This window comes from Rhodopila sp., from assembly GCF_965277165.1.
In the GTDB taxonomy this organism is placed as follows: domain Bacteria; phylum Pseudomonadota; class Alphaproteobacteria; order Acetobacterales; family Acetobacteraceae; genus Rhodopila.
In genome coordinates this window covers 866,104-883,260 of the sequence record NZ_CBDICE010000006.1, presented here as the reverse complement: position 1 = coordinate 883,260, position 17,157 = coordinate 866,104, and the positions used below count along the sequence as shown (strand labels likewise).

The following is a 17,157-nucleotide window of genomic DNA, read 5'->3' as shown; positions in this document are numbered from 1 at the left end:
TTCTCAAAACCGTGAGCAAATCTTCCGCACAGAGTTCTCCACAGGGTCCGCGCGGCCTCAGCGGCGGCTATTCGGGTCCGCGATCCAGCGCCGTCATGCCGTCCTCCAACGCCCGGATCAGCGCTTTCCGCTCGGTCCGCGAAGGAATCGCTGGCCCGATCAAGATCCGGATCGTTCCCGGCCGCTTACGGAATGCCCGGCGGCCCCAGAGGTGGCCCGAATCGGTGGCAACCGGTACCACTGGCAGGCCGGTGCGCGAGGCCAACGCCACGATGCCGGATTGCAGGCTGCCCGGACTTCCGGGGTCACGGCGAGTGCCCTCGGGGAAGATCACGATCTGGCGCTGCTCCCGCACCGCCCGTTCCGCCCCACGCAACAAGCCGCGGATCGCGGCGCCGCCGCCGTTCCGGTCGACCTCGATCATGCCGCCCGCGCTGATCGACGGACCGAACAGCGGAATCCGCGACAGGTCGTCCTTGAACACGTAGCAGCAGCGCGGCAACAACGTCAGCCACACGAAAGTGTCGAACGCGGATTGGTGGCGCGAGGCAATCAGTGCCGCACCGCGCGGGATGTGCTCGAGCCCGCTCACTTGCAGTCGGATGCCGCAGATGATCCGAACCGAGATCAACAGGCAGCGCGCCCACAACATGGCCACCCCGAGGACCCGCTCCGGCGCCAGGTAGCGCGCCCCGGTGGCCAACACGGCCATCGCCAGGCTGACGGCAAAGAACACCACATTGAACAGCGCAGAACGCAAAACCATCATGCCCCGGCCCCACCCGGCATCACAGGCGCGGACAGCGGCTCGCGGCGTGGGAACCATGCCGAAAGACCCGACAGGGTCAGCAGGTATTTCGTATACTCCTCCGCCTCCATCCGCATGCCGGGACCCTTTTCGACGACATCGGTGCGCGCGGCCAGCACCGGCTCAGGATACAGCCTGACATCGGGCACCGCTCGGCGCAGTTCCGCCAACGCGCGCGGCATATGATACCCCGCGGTCACCACGATTAGCGAACGGATGCGGTTCTGCTCCGCCCAGACGGCGGTCTCCACGCCATTGCCGCGAGTCGAGGCGGCGTAGCGGCCCAGCGTGATGCGATCGGCTAAACCCGCCGTGTCGACCCCTGCTAGGCGGCCCAGGGTGGCCAATTCGGTGCCCCCGCCGATGCCGCTCAGCAACAGCCGGCGCGCCTGACCGCTCGCCAGCAGGCGCAAGGCCAACTCCACCCGGCCAGCACCGCCGGTCAGGGCGACGATACCGTCGGTGTGAGGTGGCGATCGGGCCGGTCGACCGGTGACCGTCGCGAACCAGACGAAGCCGCCCACCCAGGCGGCGACCATGACCGCGATGAGCGCGACCAACAGACGCGGCATGACGCGGCGTCGCCACCTCCATTCCCGGGGATGATCATCGTCCGGCCGCGCCCGTCTGTTCGGGACCAGTCCGTCAAGGCTTCCGCCTGCCATCGTCGTTCCATCCGGTTTGCCGGGCGCCGGCTTCCCAGGCACCGGCGGTCCCGTCGTGGATGCCCCGATCACGACATCTCCAGTCACTGGGGTTCCAGTCACTGGGGTTCCAGTCTTGGGGGCTCCAGTCTTGGGGGCTCCAGTCTTGGGGGCTCCAGTTACGGTGGCCCCACTCACGGGCGCTTCAGCCACCGGGGCCCCGGCCATGGTTTCGGCCGCGGCGTGGTCGTCGCCGATCGGCCGCCATCCCGCGTTGCTGGTCATTGCACCAGGCCGGTCATGGCAATCGCCGCAACCAGCGACGGACCGCACCCTGAGCGGTGGCGAAGCCGATTGCCGCGGCGACGACCGGCAGCCCCGGCAAGGCCAGCCAGAGCGGTGCCGGAAGAGTTGCTAGCGCCGCCTGCAATCCGTCCCAGGCGGCGTCGCTGTCACCGGAAAACGGCGCTGCCATGCGCGCCAGGGTCAACAGGATCGGCAACGCCGCGAATGCGCCCCCTGTTGCCCCGACCGCCGCCAATATAGTTGCCCTGGCGGCAAACCGGCCTGCGATGTAGCTGTCGGTCGCACCCAGGCCGTGGACGATCTCGATCGCCTCCCGCCGGGTCGATAGGCCGGCCCGGGTTGCCACCGAGATCACCGCCGCCGCCACCCCGGCCACCATCAGCAGCGCCAGCCCGGCGCAGGCCTGCAGGCTGCGCGCCAGCACCGCGACCCGCCGCAGCCAGACGCCGTGATCCTCGACCAACGTGCCTGGCGCGGCCTCGGACAGGCGCCGAGACAGTGACGACAGGCTGGCATCGCTGTCGGTCAGTCGAACCGCGATCACTGCGGGAATCGGGATCGCCAACCGTTCGGCTCCCTGGCCTAGCCATGGCTTCAGCAAGTCCGACAGTTCCTGATCCGACAGCGCGTGCGCCGAGGCGACACCGGGGGTACCGGTCAGCAAGCCCAGCACCGCGGTCAGGCGAGTCTCGCTGGTGCGCGCCGATGCGGCGGACGGTTGCGGCACCTGAACCGTCAGCGACGACCCGGCGCCCTGCCGCCAGTGTCGCGACAGCGCCGCGGTACCGAACCAGCCGGCCATGGCGAGCGCCGCCAGGAACGCCATCGCCGCCACCAGCAGCGGCAGCATGCGCTCGGACAATGCGCGGCGCAGACCCAACTCGTCGAAGCCGGAAGGCCGCAGTGAAATCACCGATTCGCTTCCTCCCCAAGCAGATGCCCTCGCATCAAGCCACCATCACGCCCGATCGCGGGGCCGGTGCTGGCGGCGAGACGGCCGCCGGCAATGTGCAGGGCCGGCGCCGGATGTCGCGCCACCAACGATTCGTTATGGGTGGCAACGATCACCGTGGTGCCGATACGGTTCAGTTCCTTGAACAACTGCATCAACCGTTCGGCCTGCCCGTCGTCCAGGTTTCCGGTCGGCTCATCCGCCAGCAACAGCGCCGGACGGGTAATCACGGCTCGGGCAATGGCGACGCGTTGCTGCTCGCCGCCAGCCAGTTCCGCCGGTCGGGCGTCGAGATGACCTGACAATCCCACCCAGCGCAGCAATTCCCCCACATCGGCGCGGATCTGGCCTTCCGGGCGCCCGCCGATACGCAACGGCAGGGCAACGTTGTCGAACGCCGAAAGATGCGGCAGTAGACGGAAATCCTGGAACACCACGCCGATCCGCCTTCGCAGCAGAGGCAACGCCCGCCGCGGCGCGGTGGTGACATCGGTGCCAAGCAAGGTCAACTGACCGCGAGTCGGCCGCTCCGCGAGATAGAGCAGACGCAACAAGCTGGTCTTGCCTGCCCCGGACGGTCCCAGCAGCCAGCGAAAGGCACCGGCTTCCAGCCGGAAGCTGATGTCGTGCAGCACCTCGGGCCCGGCGGCCGCCGCTGACCGACCGCCGCTTCGCTCGTAGCGCAACCCGACTGCCTCGAATCGTAGCATGCTGGCTAATTACCCGGACTGCATGGTTCTTGCCATTTCGCTTCGTTCGGCGATAGGTTTTTGCCTGCCCGGTGTTGCGCCAACCCGCCCTGTCAGAGCCACCTGGCAGCATCCCACCGACGCAACGGCAATTGATCTGATCCCGGCACTCTCCCTGGCTCTGGCCGAGGCGCCCGGCTCGGCTGGGACGGCCTTCCCACCACTGGCAGCCTCGGTTGCGGCGACCGTGTCATCTCCGGACATCCGGTCGCCGCGCCGCGACTCGGAGGCCTGTAATGCCAGCCCGGCCCGGCGCGAATCCCGTTGGAACGCCGCGCGGTTCGCCGCATTATACCCGGCGCCCTTGGTCATGGAACTCAATGCGTATTGCCTGCCCGAGCTGCGACGCCGCATACGAGGTGCCGGACTCCCGTCTAACACCCGGGAAAATGGTCCGTTGCGCGCGTTGCGACAACCAGTGGCTTCCGGCTGCCCAGGCCGACGACAATGTTTCACCGCCGGACCCAGCCGGCGCCAGCGCACCAGCGGTAGCGGATTCCGATGCGGCTTTGGCGGATAGCGCCCCCGACGCTGAGCCGGCGGCCGCGTCCCCGGCTCCGACGGCGACCGCGATGGACCGGCTCACCGCCTCCACCACGGCCGGGTTGAGCCGGCAGCGTGGCTTGATCGGCGCCTGGGCCATGACCTTCGTCGTGCTGGCTCTGGCCGTTGCCGCCGCGGTGGTTTGGCGCAACGCGGTGGTGCGGGCATGGCCACCGAGCGGCCGAATCCTGGCGACCACCGATCCCACGCGGGCCGCAACCCCGGCTAGTCAAACCCCGCCCAGTCAGACCCTGCCCAGCCAAACCCCGCCAGGTCAGGCACAGCCCGGCCGGCCCCCCCTGGCCACGCCCCCAGCCGGGCAATTTCCGCCCGCTCAAACTGCCCGCGCAAAGCCGCAATGAATTGTCGCGAACCACGCGGATACCGCCAGTTGCCAGGCATCCGCGTGAAACGATCCCGGTCCCGCTGATCAACCAACACTTTGCCAGACGATTACTACGCAAACGGTTGCTGCGGACCAAGCAAACATGCTTTCGTGGCGTCGGTCGAGGTCGCGCAAAGGTAATTGATAGTGGAGCTTGGATCAGACGTGTCGGCGCAATTCACCGACAACGCGGAAGATTTGGTTGGCGACGAAGAAGACGTCGCCGCGCTGCAGACCGCGATCCTCGAGAAACTGACCTATCAGGTTGGCAAGCGCCGTTCGATCGCGACCGAGCGGGATTGGCTGATGGCGACCGCGTATGCACTGCGGGACCGGATCGTCGATCGCTGGCTGGCGGGCATCGACCTTGCCTATCAACAGGGGTCCAAGCGGGTGTATTACTTGTCGCTGGAGTTCCTGATCGGCCGCCTGCTGTTCGACAATCTGAACAACATGAACCAGTTGGGCACGATGCGCGCGGCATTGGCGGGCCTCGATGTCGATCTCGACAAGCTGCGCGCGCTGGAACCTGACGCGGCCTTGGGCAACGGCGGCCTCGGCCGTCTCGCCGCCTGCTTCATGGAAAGCATGGCGACGCTGAACATCCCCGCCCACGGCTACGGCATTCGCTATGAGCATGGGCTGTTCCGTCAGGTGATGAAGAACGGCTGGCAGCAGGAATATCCCGAGGATTGGCTGGCGCTCGGCACGCCGTGGGAATTCCACCGCGCCGACATCAGCTACGAGATCGGCTTCGGCGGCTCGATCGAGGCGGTACCGATCTCGGAAGCGGCGGTGCGCCATGTCTGGCATCCCGCCGAAAGGATCGAGGCCGTGGCTTACGATACGCCCTCGGTCGGCTGGCGCGGCCGCCGGGTCAACACGTTGCGGTTGTGGTCGGCGCGATCGGCCGACCCGTTACGACTGGACGCGTTCAACCATGGCGACCACGCCGGCGCGCTGGCCGAGCAGGTGCGGGCCGAATCGATCTCGAAGGTGTTGTATCCGTCCGATGCCACGCCGGCGGGACAGGAACTACGGCTGCGCCAGGAATACTTCTTCGTTTCGGCATCGCTGCAGGACCTGGTGCGCCGGCACATCAAGGCGTTCGGCCATATCGGCAACCTGCCGGACAAGACCGCGATCCAGTTGAACGACACCCATCCGGCGATCGGCATTGCCGAGATGATGCGCATACTGCTCGACCTGCATCAGATCCCTTGGGAAGACGCCTGGCGCATGACCCAGGCAACCTTCAGCTACACCAACCACACCCTGCTGCCCGAGGCGCTGGAGGTCTGGCCGGTGCCGCTGATGGAGCGCCTGCTGCCCAGGCACATGCAGATCATCTACCTGATCAACGCGTTGCACCTGGGCAACGTGCGCCAGCTTCATCCCGACGATGAAGCGCTGCTGTCCAGCGTGTCGATGATCGACGAACAGCAGGGCCGGCGTGTCCGCATGAGCCACCTCGCGTTCCTTGGGTCGCACCGCGTCAATGGCGTTTCAGCGTTGCACACCGGCCTCATGCGGGAAACCGTGTTCCGCGATTTGCACGACCTGTTTCCCGACCGCATCGTCAATGTCACCAACGGCATCGCGTTTCGCCGCTGGCTGCACGAGGCAAACCCGCGGCTGACCCGCCTGTTGGTGAATGAGGCTGGCCCCGATGTGCTGGACAACGAAGATGCGCTGACCCGGATTTGTCCGCTGGCCAATGACCGAGCCTTCCAGACCCGCTTCGCCGCCAGCCGCTTTGCCAACAAGCTGGTGTTGTCCGAATTGATCCGACGCGAGCTGGAAATCCGCGTCGATCCGGCCGCCCTGTTCGATGTCCACATCAAGCGCATCCACGAATACAAGCGCCAGCTTCTGAACGTCCTGGAAGCCATCGCGCTGTATAACGCCATCCGCGCGCGGCCGATGGACGATTGGACGCCGCGGGTAAAAATCTTCGCCGGCAAGGCCGCCGCCAGCTATCAGCAGGCCAAGCTGATCATCAAGCTGATCCACGACGTCGCCAGGGTGATCAACAGTGATCCCACCGTGCGCAACATACTGAAGATCGTGTTTCTGCCAAACTACTCGGTCAGCCTGGCCGAAGTCGTCATCCCCGCAGCGGACGTGTCGGAGCAGATTTCCACCGCCGGCATGGAGGCGTCCGGCACCGGGAACATGAAGTTCGCGCTCAACGGCGCGCTCACCATCGGCACGCTGGACGGCGCCAATATCGAACTGCTGGAACGGGTCGGCGAAGACAACATGTTCATCTTTGGTCTGACCGCGGAGCAGGTGGCGGCGCGGCGCGGCACCGGGGTCGATTCGACCGATCTGATCGCCGCCTCGCCGATCCTTTCCGAGGTGCTGGCCAGCGTCGAGGAAGGGGTGTTTTCGCCGGACGAACGCGACCGTTACCGCGGGCTTGTGGATCAATTGCGCTACCACGACTACTTCCTGGTCTGCGCCGATTTCGACGATTATTACACCAAGCAGCGCAAGGTGGCCGATCTGTGGCGTCGGCCGCAGGATTGGTGGCAGGCCTCGATCCTGAACACCGCGAATGTCGGCTGGTTCTCGTCGGACCGCGCGATCCGGGAGTATGCCGATCTGGTGTGGGACGTGCCGACCCACGTCGAGCGCTGAGGGGCCAGCTTTTGCCGCGCTTCAGCCCTCAGCGGCAATGACCGGACCCGGCGTGGTCACACCACCGGGCTGGCGCCGCCGTCCATGTTGATGGCTGTCCCGGTAGTGAAGCCGGCGTGATCGCTGCAAAGAAAACAGGCCATCGCCGCGAACTCCTCTGACTTGCCGATACGCCCCAGCGGCACGTTCGCGCCCATTTTCTGGGTGAACGCTTCGTACGGCTCGTTTGACCCCTCACGCTGATGGCGGCGCTTGTGCTGATCAGAGTTGATCAACCCCACAAGCATGCCGTTGACCAGGATCCCGTGTGGCGCGCCCTCTCCGGCCAGCACTTTCATCAGTGCCATGCCTGCCGCGCGTGACACCGCCGTTGGTGCGCCATTGGCACGAGGGGCTTTGGCACCGGTGTTCAATACGTTGATGATGCGGCCCCATTTGCGTGACTTCATCCCTGGCCAGCACAGCCGGGCCAGCCGGATCGCCGCGAACAGCTTCAGGTCGAGGTCCTCTTGCCAGGTTTCATCGGTGATCTGCTCGGATGGCATTGCGCGCGATATGCCAGCGTTATTGATCAGGATATCGACCTGGCCAAACCTTTTCACCACGTCATCGAACGTCTTGGCGATGTCGCTGGCCTTCGAGACATCGCACTTAAACGTGGCGACCTGTCCGGAGGCGCCTTCGGACGCGATGGCAAGGGCTTCCGCCAGCGAATCCGGGCTGCGCGCCAAGATTGCAACGTTCGCTCCCGAGGCAGCGAATTCCTTTGCCATGGCAAGGCCGAGGCCTTTGCTGGCGCCGGTGATGATTGCGCTGCGGCCGTCCAGACGAACTTCCATGTGTGTTCTCCCTATCGACCGCATGAGTTTGGGGGGAGATGCCGGTGGCATGCAACGTATGCCCTGAAGGTCCGGGCAAGTCGACGATTTCAGTCAATATTTTGGTCGTTACGGGAGTGTTTCAGATGAGGATTTGAGACGGATCGCGGCGAACTAGCCTGAGGCCACCGAGCGCGAGTTGGCTACGGACGGTGGCTGGTTTCTCGAAGTTCATGCCTGACGCGCTTTGTGCCGACCCCGGATCGTCGGTGACGGCTTTTCCAGCGCCTCGGGGCGATGTCTACTGCCGCCACGTCGCGGCGGGGGCTGCCGCGATAACAAAAAGCGCCGGCACACGTCGGCTACTGCGGCAGGGGCCGCGAGGCAGCGATCTCGACAACGAGATCGGTTGGTTGAGGGGGGAAGCTGTGGTCGAGGATATCGAAAGCGCGACGGTCCGGACCGTCGCCTGGCGTCTGTTGCCGCTGGTCTTCTTGCTGTACCTGTTGAGCCTGATCGACCGGGTGAACCTCGGGTTCGCCGCGCTGACGATGAACAAGGACCTCGGCCTTACGGCATACACCTACTCCCTTGGCGTCGCTGCGTTTTTCTTCGGCTACATTCCGTGCGAAGTGCCAAGCAATCTTCTGCTGGAGCGGATCGGCGCCCGGCGCTGGATCGGACGCATCGCGATCACCTGGGGACTCGCAGCCAGTGCCATGGCACTGGTGTCCGGAGAGCGCAGCTTTCTGCTGGTGCGCTTCCTGTTGGGAACCGCCGAGGCCGGGCTGTTCCCGGGGATGCTGCTGTATCTGACCTACTGGTTTCCACGAGGCTATCGCGCCCGGGTCAATGCCGCGCTGGTACTGGCGATTCCGGCGTCCGGCGCGTTGGGCGCACCGCTGGCGACCAGCCTGCTCGAGCTCAATGGCACCCTCGGGTTGGCCGGATGGAAATGGTTGTTCCTGTTAGAAGGGATCCCGACCATCGTGCTGGGCTTCGTCGTGCTGCGCCTGCTGACCGACCGGCCGGCGAATGCTACCTGGCTGACGCCCGAGAGTCGGGCATGGCTCGCGGCGACGATGCAACGGGAACGCGCCTCGGTGGAAGCCGCGCATAGTCAACTGAGCATTCGGCGGGGGCTGGTGGATCCGCGTGTGCTGCTGCTGTGCATTACCTATTTTGGCTTTGGCTCGATATCCTATTGCATGGGCTATTTCCTACCGCTGATCGTCAAAGGCTGGGGGTTTAGCAATTTCGCTGTCGGATGGGTCGTCGCGGTCCCGTCGCTGGTTGGTATTTTCGCCATGATCAGCGGCAGCTATTTCGCTGACCGCATCGAGGACAAGCGCCCGCTTCTCTCGGCCTTGCTGGTTTTGTGCGCGGTGGGTTGGATCGGCATGGGATTCTACGCGACATCCGCATGGGCTTTGATCGCGGTCACGCTGGTCGAGATCGGCATCGGCATCGCCCGACCAATGTTCTGGACCGTGCCGCCGATGTTCCTGAGCGGTGCCGCCATGGCGGGGGCGATCGCGATGATCAGCGTGTTCGCCAATTTCGGTGGGATCGTCGGTCCGGTGGTGATTGGCTGGCTTAAGACCACCACGAACAGTTTCTCCGGCGGGCTGTATTACGTGGCTTGCTGCGCGTTGGTCTCGGCGATCGCAATCGTCGCGCTGCGCACCGCGCCGCGTGCGGCGAGGTTGCCGAGGAGGGGCGGTTGAGCTGCCGCCGTCATCCGCGGGGCCGCAACTACCGGGCCGCATCAATCAGGCCAGATTGCGATCTTCGTGTTGACATTGAACCAGCAGACAGTATCGGCGCCGACGCGACGTGCATGACAGTAAACCCTCCAAGCAAATGCTCCGGCTTGGGGGCTCGGGCTCCTGCAAAACTTCAACCGACCGACCTTGAAGGATGGCATAATGCGAATGCGACTCAAATTTGGCAGGCGGCAGTGGCGTCGAGCAGCCTCGTCAGGTCATTGCCGTTGCCGAAGCGGGAGGTTTCAAGCTCGCGGCTGGTAGAAGGCCACCTCCGGCGCAAACCTCGCTCAGCCGAGGAACTCTTAGCAGCCGCGGCCCCACCGGTTGGCGCAGAATCGAGCCCTCCCGGGGATCCAACCCGATGCGGTCAGCGTCAAGTTGATGCAAGCCGCGCGAACCCCGTCGCGGTTATCGGTCACGCCTGGCGCTGACCGAACCGTGTCACTCGCCGTTCGGCATCGCGCGCCCTGGCATGTTTTTGCACTGCCGGGTATTGTTCAAATATCGACCAGAATGTTTATAACGGAGAGGACGTGATGCCCCGGCGTCCCGGACTGCATGCCCCGATCGTCCGCGACGCCATGGCCTACGTCCTGGCCGGCGGCCGCGGGTCGCGCCTGCTGGAACTCACCGATACGCGCGCCAAACCGGCGGTGTATTTCGGCGGCAAGAGCCGGATTATCGACTTTGCCCTGTCCAACGCCCTGAATTCCGGCATTCGCCGGATCGGCGTGGCAACGCAATACAAGGCGCACAGCCTGATCCGCCACCTGCAACGCGGCTGGAACTTTCTGCGCCCCGAACGCAACGAGGGGTTCGACATCCTGCCGGCATCGCAGCGTTCGGGGGACAATTGGTACGCCGGCACCGCCGACGCGCTGTACCAGAACATCGACATCATCGAGGGCTACAATCCCGAGTACATCGTCGTCCTGGCCGGCGACCACGTCTACAAGATGGACTACGCGCTCATGCTGTTGCAGCACATCGAGCAGAATGCCGACGTCACGGTCGGCTGCATCGAAGTGCCCCGCATGGAGGCTACCGCGTTCGGCGTGATGCATATCGACAGCACCGACCGCATCATCGCCTTCGTCGAGAAGCCCAGCGATCCGCCGCCGATGCCCGACAACCCCGACGCCGCCCTGGCCAGCATGGGCATTTATGTGTTCAGCACCAAGTTCCTGATCGATCAGTTGCGCCGCGACCAGGCCGACCCGGCATCCAACCGGGACTTCGGTAAGGACATCATCCCCTATCTGGTGCGGCACGGCAAAGCCGTCGCCCACCGGTTCCAGACCTCCTGCGTGACTTCGGGTGCCGAACGTGAGGCCTATTGGCGCGACGTCGGCACCCTGGACGCCTATTGGGAAGCCAACATAGACTTGACTGCCATCATCCCAGCCCTGGACCTGTATGACCGCGACTGGCCGATCTGGACCTACGCCGAGATCAACCCGCCCGCCAAGTTCGTGCACGAGGAAGTCGGCCGGCGCGGCGAAGCGATCTCGTCACTGGTCTCGGGCGGATGCATCGTATCCGGATCGTTCCTGCGCCAGTCATTGCTGTTCACCGGCGTTCACGCGCATTCCTATTCTCGGGTCGAGAACGCGGTGATCCTGCCCGACGCCGATATCGGCCGCGGTGCCAGGCTGCGCAACGTGATCGTGGAGAAAGGCGTCCGCATCCCCGCCGGCATGGTGGTGGGTGAGGACGCAATAGACGACGCACGCCGATTCCGCCGCACCGAGCGCGGCATCTGCCTGATAACGCAGCCCATGATCGATCGCCTGCAGGCTTGATTCGGGTTCTCGCTGTCGCGTCCGAAATCTACCCGCTGGTCAAGACCGGCGGCCTCGCCGATGTCACCGGCGCGCTTCCGCTCGCGCTTGCGTCAGTCGGCGCCGAGACCGCCACGGTGGTGCCAGGCTTTCCCGCCGTTCTGCAGGCATTAAGCAACGCCACTGTCATTCATCGCTTTGCCGACCTGTTCGGCGGCCCCGCCGCGGTGTTGCGCGGCAACGCCGCCGGGCTCGACCTGCTTGTGGTGGAGGCACCACATCTGTATGCGCGCGACGGCAATCCCTATCTTGGCCTCGATCGCCAGGAATGGCCAGACAACGGCTTGCGCTTCGCCGGCCTCGGTGCCGCGGCGGCAGCGTTGGCGGCGGGGATCGTCCCGGACCTCGAATACGACATCGTACATGCGCACGACTGGCAGGCGGCGATGGCAGTGGTGTATTTGCATTTCCATTCCGGCCCCCGGCCAAGCACCGTCATGACGGTGCACAACCTGGCCTTTCAGGGGCGCTACCGGGCCAGCCTATTTCCCCGATTGGGTCTGCCGACATCCGCTTTCAGCCTGGACGGTCTGGAATACCACGGCGATGTCAGCCTGCTGAAAGGCGGCCTGGCATACGCCGACCGAATCACCACCGTCTCGCCCACCTACGCACGCGAAATCACCGGCATCGACAACGGCATGGGGCTGGATGGGCTACTGCGCCGTCGGGCGGACATGACTTCGGGGATCCTGAACGGCATCGATGACACAATCTGGAATCCCGCGACCGACACACTGATCGCCGCCAACTATACGCGCGACAAACTCGTCAGACGCGCTATCAACAAGACCGCCCTGCAGCGGCACATGAGCCTGGACCAGAGCGTGGAAAAACTGCTGGTCGGGGTTATCAGCCGGCTGACATCGCAAAAGGGTTTGGACATGCTGGTGGACCAGATCGACACTCTCGTCGCCGACGGCATGCAGTTCGCCATGCTCGGTTCCGGCGACCCGTGGCTGGAGCGGGCCTTTGCCGCCGCCGCCGATCGCCACGCCGGCTCGGTCGGCTGCACGATCGGATACGACGAAGTGCTCGCCCATCTGATCCAGGCCGGCGGAGACGCCATGCTGGTGCCGTCGCGGTTCGAGCCCTGTGGACTGACCCAGCTTTCGGCGTTGCGCTACGGCGCGATCCCAGTAGTGTCCCGCGTCGGCGGCCTGGCGGATTCGGTGATCGACGCCAACCCGGCCGCACTGGCCGCGGGGGTCGCCACCGGCCTGCAGTTCTGGCCGGCCACACCTCAGGCGCTGAGATACGCGCTGCAAACGTTGCTCGTGCTTTGGCAAGACAAGCCCGCCTGGCGGCGCATGCAGCGTAACGCAATGGCGGCCCACGTGTCCTGGCGTGCCTCCGCCCACCGATACGTCGCCCTGTTCGAGTCGCTGCTCGGGGACCGGCCGTGAGACTGGCCGGCCCCGGTTCCCCCGACACACCGGGCGTCAGCATCCTCGGCGATGGCATCGACGTCGCGATACACGCGCCCGACGCCGAGGCTGTCGCTGTTTGCCTGTTCGACGCCGCTGACCTGGAAACCGCCCGGATCCGCCTGCCCGCCCGTACCGGACCCATCCACCACGGCCACATCGCCGGCGTCCCGGAGGGCACACGATACGGGCTGCGCGCCTACGGCCCGTGGGACCCGGCCAGCGGCCACCGGTTCAATCCGGCCAAACTGCTGCTGGACCCCTGGGCGATCGCCATCGACCGGCCGTTTCGCCTCGATCCGCTGCTATTCGATGGCGATGGTCCCCGCCACGACGATACCGCACGGCTGATGCCGAAGGCGATCGTCACCGCCACACCGCCCGCGTCGGCTGGCAAACGAACAGCCTTCGACTGGGACCGCCAGGTGATCTACGAATTGCACGTCCGCGGCTTCAGCATGACCAACCCGGACATTCCTGCAGGCATCCGCGGCACCTATGCCGCCCTCGGCCACCCCGCCAGCCTCCGTCATCTGACGCGGCTCGGCATCACCACGGTGGAGCTGATGCCCAGCGCCGCCTGGGTCGATGAGCGGCATCTGCCGCCGCTGCACCGGTCCAACTACTGGGGCTACAACCCGATCGCTTTCCTCGCCCCCGATCCAAGGCTGGCGCCAGGTGGCTGGCCCGAGGTCCGTGCCGCGGTCGATGCGCTGCACGACGCCGGCCTAAGCGTCATCCTCGACGTTGTATTGAATCACTCCGGCGAAAGCGATGAGCTTGGCCCGACCCTGTCCATGCGCGGCCTGGACAACGCCGGCTACTACAGGCTGACGGCGGATCGCTCACGCTACGCAAACGATGCTGGTTGCGGCAACATCCTGGCGATGGACCGCCCGCACGTGCTCCGGCTCGGAATGGATGCACTGCGCGCCTGGGCGATCCACGGCGGGCTGGACGGGTTTCGACTGGACCTGGCGACCACGCTGGGCCGCCGCGACAGCGGCTTCGACCCCGACGCCCCGTTCCTGGCCGCCGTCGAGCAGGACCCGGTGCTGTCGCGCTGCGTCATGATCGCCGAACCCTGGGACATCGGTGCCGGAGGCTATCAGCTCGGGGCGTTCCCGCCACGCTGGGGCGAGTGGAACGACCGCTACCGCGACACCGTCCGCCGCTTCTGGCGCGGCGACGCCAGCATGGTCGGCGCGCTCGCCACGCGCTTCGCCGGGTCGGCCGACGTTTTCGCGCCGAGTACTGCGAGACAGCGCCCGTTATCCCGCAGCATCAACTATGTCATCGCGCATGATGGTTTCACCCTCGCCGACCTGGTTGCCTACGAGCAAAAGCACAACCAGGCGAACGGCGAGGATAACCGCGACGGCACCGACGACAACCTGTCGTGGAACAACGGCGCCGAGGGTCCATCCTCCGACCCGCAGATCGCGGCAGCGCGGTCAAGCGACGCGCGGGCGCTGCTCGCGACGCTGTTGCTGTCCCGAGGCACGCCGATGCTGTCGATGGGTGACGAGCTTGGGCGAACGCAGCACGGCAACAACAACGCCTACGCGCAAGACAATGCCGGATCGTGGATCGACTGGGCGTCCGCCGATCACGCGCTGATCGAAACTACCGCGGCTCTGATCTCGCTGCGCCGCTCGCTGGGTCCGCTGTTCGACGGCCGCGAACTTACCGGCCAGCCGGCCGACGGCGATGTGATACAAGACGTGACGTGGCATGCCCCCGATGGTGCCGCGATGACCGTGCCGGATTGGAACAACGCCGCCAGCCGCACGCTGATCGCCGTGCCTTATGCCGCCGGCCTGCGTACGGCACTGGTATTCCATGCCGACCATACGCCGATCGAGATCATGCTACCGGCGGCGCGGCCGGGGTATTTCTGGCGTGGGGTGACAAACGGCCCGGCGGTGGATCAACACCTCACCATAAATCCACGATCGGTAACCGTTTTCCAGGAAAAAGCAGAGCGCTCGTCCGACCCCTTGGCCGATTTACCGCCGAACGCGACACCCCAGCCGGCGCAACCGCACCTGGGCGGCGCGGCCAACTCTTCTTTGTCCGTTCACGACACCCAGGGGTATATCGGCGCGCCGAAAAACCCTACCGCGTCGAAAACCCAGGGCGTGGCGAGCAGCCTGGACGCGGGCGAACCCAGCAGCGCGGCGCAAGGTCGGATCCGCGGCACCGGACAGTCTGTGGAAATAGCGCTGCATCGACCGGCATCAGGCAAGACCACTGATGCGCAGCTCGACCGGATTGCCGCGATGGCCGGCATCGACCCGATCTGGTGGGACGTCGGCGGCGGCTATCACCGGGTGCCGGTCGATACCAAGCGTGCCCTGCTGGCTGCGATGCGGCTTCCCGCGGCAACCCCAGACGACCTGAACGACAGTTTGGCCCGGCTCGCCCTGCTTTCCCCGCTACCGCCAGTGCTGACCGCCCGGCAGGGGCAGGCCATCCCTGTCCGCCTCGGCCAATCCCGCCCAGCCTGGATCACGCTGCTGCGCGAAGACCACAGTGTGGAGCGGTTCCACACCCAGGACAAGGACCTGGTTCTGCCGCCGCAACCAATCGGACGGCACCGCATCCTGAACGAGGATCGGCCAGAGCGGCCCTGCCACCTGACGGTCGCGCCGGACACTTGCTACCTGCCGGCGGAACTGTTGGACGGCGAGCGGCGCTTCGGGGTTTCGGCGCATCTTTACGCAATGCGGTCTGCTGGTGACCAGGGCATCGGCGACTTCACCACCCTGACGCGGCTGGCGACGGCAGCAGTCAAGGCCGGCGCTTCAATGATCGGCCTCAACCCGCTGCACGCGCTGTTTCCGCACGATCGGGACCGAGCCAGCCCGTATCAACCGTCCGATCGGCGGTTCCTAGACCCGATCTACATCGACGTCTCCAGATTTCCAGGTGGCGACGACATCCCCTCGCCGCCCGGCCCGGTCGATTATGCAGCCGTCTGGCAGGCCAAACGCGCGGTATTGCGCGCCGCCCTCAGGCCGGGCAACAGCCGACCGATCCCGCCCGCGCTGCTTCGCTTCGCCACGTTCGAGGCGATCGCGGAAATCCGGGGCAGCTCCGACTGGAAGAAATGGCCCACGGCACTGCGCCATCCCGACGCTCGGGCGGTCGCTGCTTTCGCCGCCCAGCACCGCGAGACAATCGAGTTCCACGCCTTCATGCAATGCCTGGCTGACCAGCAACTTGCCACCGCCGCCGCCTCGGCGTCCGAGACCGGCCTGTCCCTGGGTCTCTACCGGGACCTCGCGGTCGGCGCCGCTCCGGACGGCGCCGAGGCCTGGTCGGCGCAGGACACCCTGATGCGAGGCGCGTCGATCGGCGCTCCGCCCGATCCGTTCGCCGCCCAAGGCCAGAATTGGAGCCTGCCGCCACCCGATCCTATCGCCATGCGGCGCGATGGCTACAGCGGCTTCCAGCAACTGCTGGTCGCCAACATGCGGCACGCCGGTGCGCTGCGGATCGATCACGTCATGGGTCTGCGCCGCCTGTTCGTGATCCCGGAGGGTGCCGAGGGCAAGGATGGCGCCTATGTCACCTATCCGCTGCCCGACCTGCTCGCCCAGGTCGCGCTGGAAAGCCATCGCGCCCGCTGCCTAGTGGTCGGCGAGGATCTGGGCACCGTCCCCGAAGGCATGTCGGAGGCGTTGGCCGCCGCCAACATCCTGTCATACAGCGTGCTGTGGTTCGTCCGCCGTGACGGCTTGATCCGACCGGCGGCGGAATGGCCCCGGCTGGCCGCCGCCTGCGTCTCGACGCATGACCTCGCAACGCTGGCCGGCTGGTGGAACGGCACCGATATCGCCGAGAAGCGGGCCCTGTCACTACTGGACGATGCACAGGCCGAGCAGATTCGCGACGATGAAAAGACCGCCCTGATCCAGTTGTTGCGGAGCGAGGGGTGGCTGGCCCAGGCGGTCGATCCGCGTCAGAAGATGCCGGTGGCGTTCGCCGCCGCGGTGCACGCTTTCGTCGCCGCCACGCCGGCTCTGCTGGCGCTGGTGCAGGCCGACGACCTGGCTGGAGAAAGGATCGGGGTCAACCTGCCCGGCACCGACCGGGAACGTCCGAACTGGCGTCGGCGGCTGACTCCTGACGTTGCCGATTTGTTTCGAACTCCCCTCGCCCGCGCCATCCTGGACGCGCTGCGATCACGCGCTGGCGCCGTTTCGCGGGCGCGGTTGATTCAGCCCACCTCGGACCGTACCTTGTCGGGATGAACAAGAGCATTTC

Annotated in this window: 11 protein-coding genes and 1 pseudogene; 7 read left to right on the top strand and 5 right to left on the bottom strand. The window is 65.9% G+C overall.

Annotated features, from left to right (window positions below; all coding sequences use genetic code 11):
- Nucleotides 1-67 precede the first annotated feature (67 nt).
- The 4 genes from ACQY4Y_RS15720 to ACQY4Y_RS15705 all read right to left on the bottom strand — a co-directional run bounded on the left by ACQY4Y_RS15720 (nt 68) and on the right by ACQY4Y_RS15705 (nt 3,420).
- On the bottom strand, nt 68-769 hold the full coding sequence (locus ACQY4Y_RS15720) for a lysophospholipid acyltransferase family protein (protein WP_428491542.1): 702 nt from the start codon (nt 767-769) through the stop codon (nt 68-70).
- Complete coding sequence (locus tag ACQY4Y_RS15715) at nt 766-1,380, bottom strand: YdcF family protein (RefSeq protein ID WP_428491541.1); 615 nt, start codon at nt 1,378-1,380, stop codon at nt 766-768. Before ACQY4Y_RS15715 ends, ACQY4Y_RS15720 begins: the two co-directional genes overlap by 4 nt.
- A 370-nt stretch (nt 1,381-1,750) precedes the next feature.
- Nucleotides 1,751-2,671, bottom strand: coding sequence for a cell division protein FtsX (locus ACQY4Y_RS15710; RefSeq protein WP_428491540.1), 921 nt, complete (start codon nt 2,669-2,671; stop codon nt 1,751-1,753).
- Nucleotides 2,668-3,420 (bottom strand): cell division ATP-binding protein FtsE, encoded by a 753-nt coding sequence (locus tag ACQY4Y_RS15705; RefSeq protein WP_428491539.1) that lies wholly within the window; start codon nt 3,418-3,420, stop codon nt 2,668-2,670. Before ACQY4Y_RS15705 ends, ACQY4Y_RS15710 begins: the two co-directional genes overlap by 4 nt.
- A gap of 275 nt (nt 3,421-3,695) precedes the next feature.
- Between ACQY4Y_RS15705 and ACQY4Y_RS15700 the strand changes: the two are divergent.
- The 3 genes and pseudogenes from ACQY4Y_RS15700 to ACQY4Y_RS15690 all read left to right on the top strand — a co-directional run.
- Nucleotides 3,696-3,869, top strand: a pseudogene (locus tag ACQY4Y_RS15700) (zinc-ribbon domain-containing protein); the annotation flags it as partial.
- Nucleotides 3,870-4,031: 162 nt separating this feature from the next.
- On the top strand, nt 4,032-4,364 hold the full coding sequence (locus ACQY4Y_RS15695; protein ID WP_428493727.1) for a hypothetical protein: 333 nt from the start codon (nt 4,032-4,034) through the stop codon (nt 4,362-4,364).
- A gap of 170 nt (nt 4,365-4,534) precedes the next feature.
- A complete protein-coding gene (locus ACQY4Y_RS15690) occupies nt 4,535-7,030 on the top strand; it encodes a glycogen/starch/alpha-glucan phosphorylase (RefSeq protein ID WP_428491538.1) in 2,496 nt (831 codons plus the stop codon).
- Between the two features lie 56 nt (nt 7,031-7,086).
- Here the strand turns inward: ACQY4Y_RS15690 and ACQY4Y_RS15685 are convergent, their stop codons facing one another.
- Entirely contained in the window at nt 7,087-7,869 is a 783-nt protein-coding gene (locus tag ACQY4Y_RS15685) for an SDR family oxidoreductase (protein WP_428491537.1), read from the bottom strand.
- Between the two features lie 392 nt (nt 7,870-8,261).
- Here ACQY4Y_RS15685 and ACQY4Y_RS15680 point away from each other — a divergent pair, with 392 nt between their 5' ends.
- The 4 genes from ACQY4Y_RS15680 to glgX all read left to right on the top strand — a co-directional run bounded on the left by ACQY4Y_RS15680 (nt 8,262) and on the right by glgX (nt 17,144).
- On the top strand, nt 8,262-9,575 hold the full coding sequence (locus ACQY4Y_RS15680; protein ID WP_428491536.1) for an MFS transporter: 1,314 nt from the start codon (nt 8,262-8,264) through the stop codon (nt 9,573-9,575).
- A gap of 578 nt (nt 9,576-10,153) precedes the next feature.
- The gene (gene glgC, locus ACQY4Y_RS15675) at nt 10,154-11,419 is read left to right on the top strand and encodes a glucose-1-phosphate adenylyltransferase (RefSeq protein ID WP_428491535.1); all 1,266 of its coding nucleotides are present in this window, start codon (nt 10,154-10,156) and stop codon (nt 11,417-11,419) included.
- Nucleotides 11,419-12,864, top strand: a complete 1,446-nt coding sequence (gene glgA / locus ACQY4Y_RS15670; RefSeq protein ID WP_428493650.1) for a glycogen synthase GlgA — start codon at nt 11,419-11,421, stop codon at nt 12,862-12,864. Before glgC ends, glgA begins: the two co-directional genes overlap by 1 nt.
- Entirely contained in the window at nt 12,861-17,144 is a 4,284-nt protein-coding gene (gene glgX / locus ACQY4Y_RS15665) for a glycogen debranching protein GlgX (RefSeq protein ID WP_428491534.1), read from the top strand. Before glgA ends, glgX begins: the two co-directional genes overlap by 4 nt.
- The last annotated feature ends 13 nt before the right edge of the window (nt 17,145-17,157 follow it).

Coding starts and splice junctions, on each gene's coding strand:
- ACQY4Y_RS15720 (WP_428491542.1), bottom strand. CDS start 769: ATGATGGTTTTGCGTTCTGCGCTGTTCAATGTGGTGTTCTTTGCCGTC.
- ACQY4Y_RS15715 (WP_428491541.1), bottom strand. CDS start 1,380: ATGCCGCGTCTGTTGGTCGCGCTCATCGCGGTCATGGTCGCCGCCTGG.
- ACQY4Y_RS15705 (WP_428491539.1), bottom strand. CDS start 3,420: ATGCTACGATTCGAGGCAGTCGGGTTGCGCTACGAGCGAAGCGGCGGT.
- ACQY4Y_RS15695 (WP_428493727.1), top strand. CDS start 4,032: ATGGACCGGCTCACCGCCTCCACCACGGCCGGGTTGAGCCGGCAGCGT.
- ACQY4Y_RS15685 (WP_428491537.1), bottom strand. CDS start 7,869: ATGGAAGTTCGTCTGGACGGCCGCAGCGCAATCATCACCGGCGCCAGC.
- glgC (WP_428491535.1), top strand. CDS start 10,154: ATGCCCCGGCGTCCCGGACTGCATGCCCCGATCGTCCGCGACGCCATG.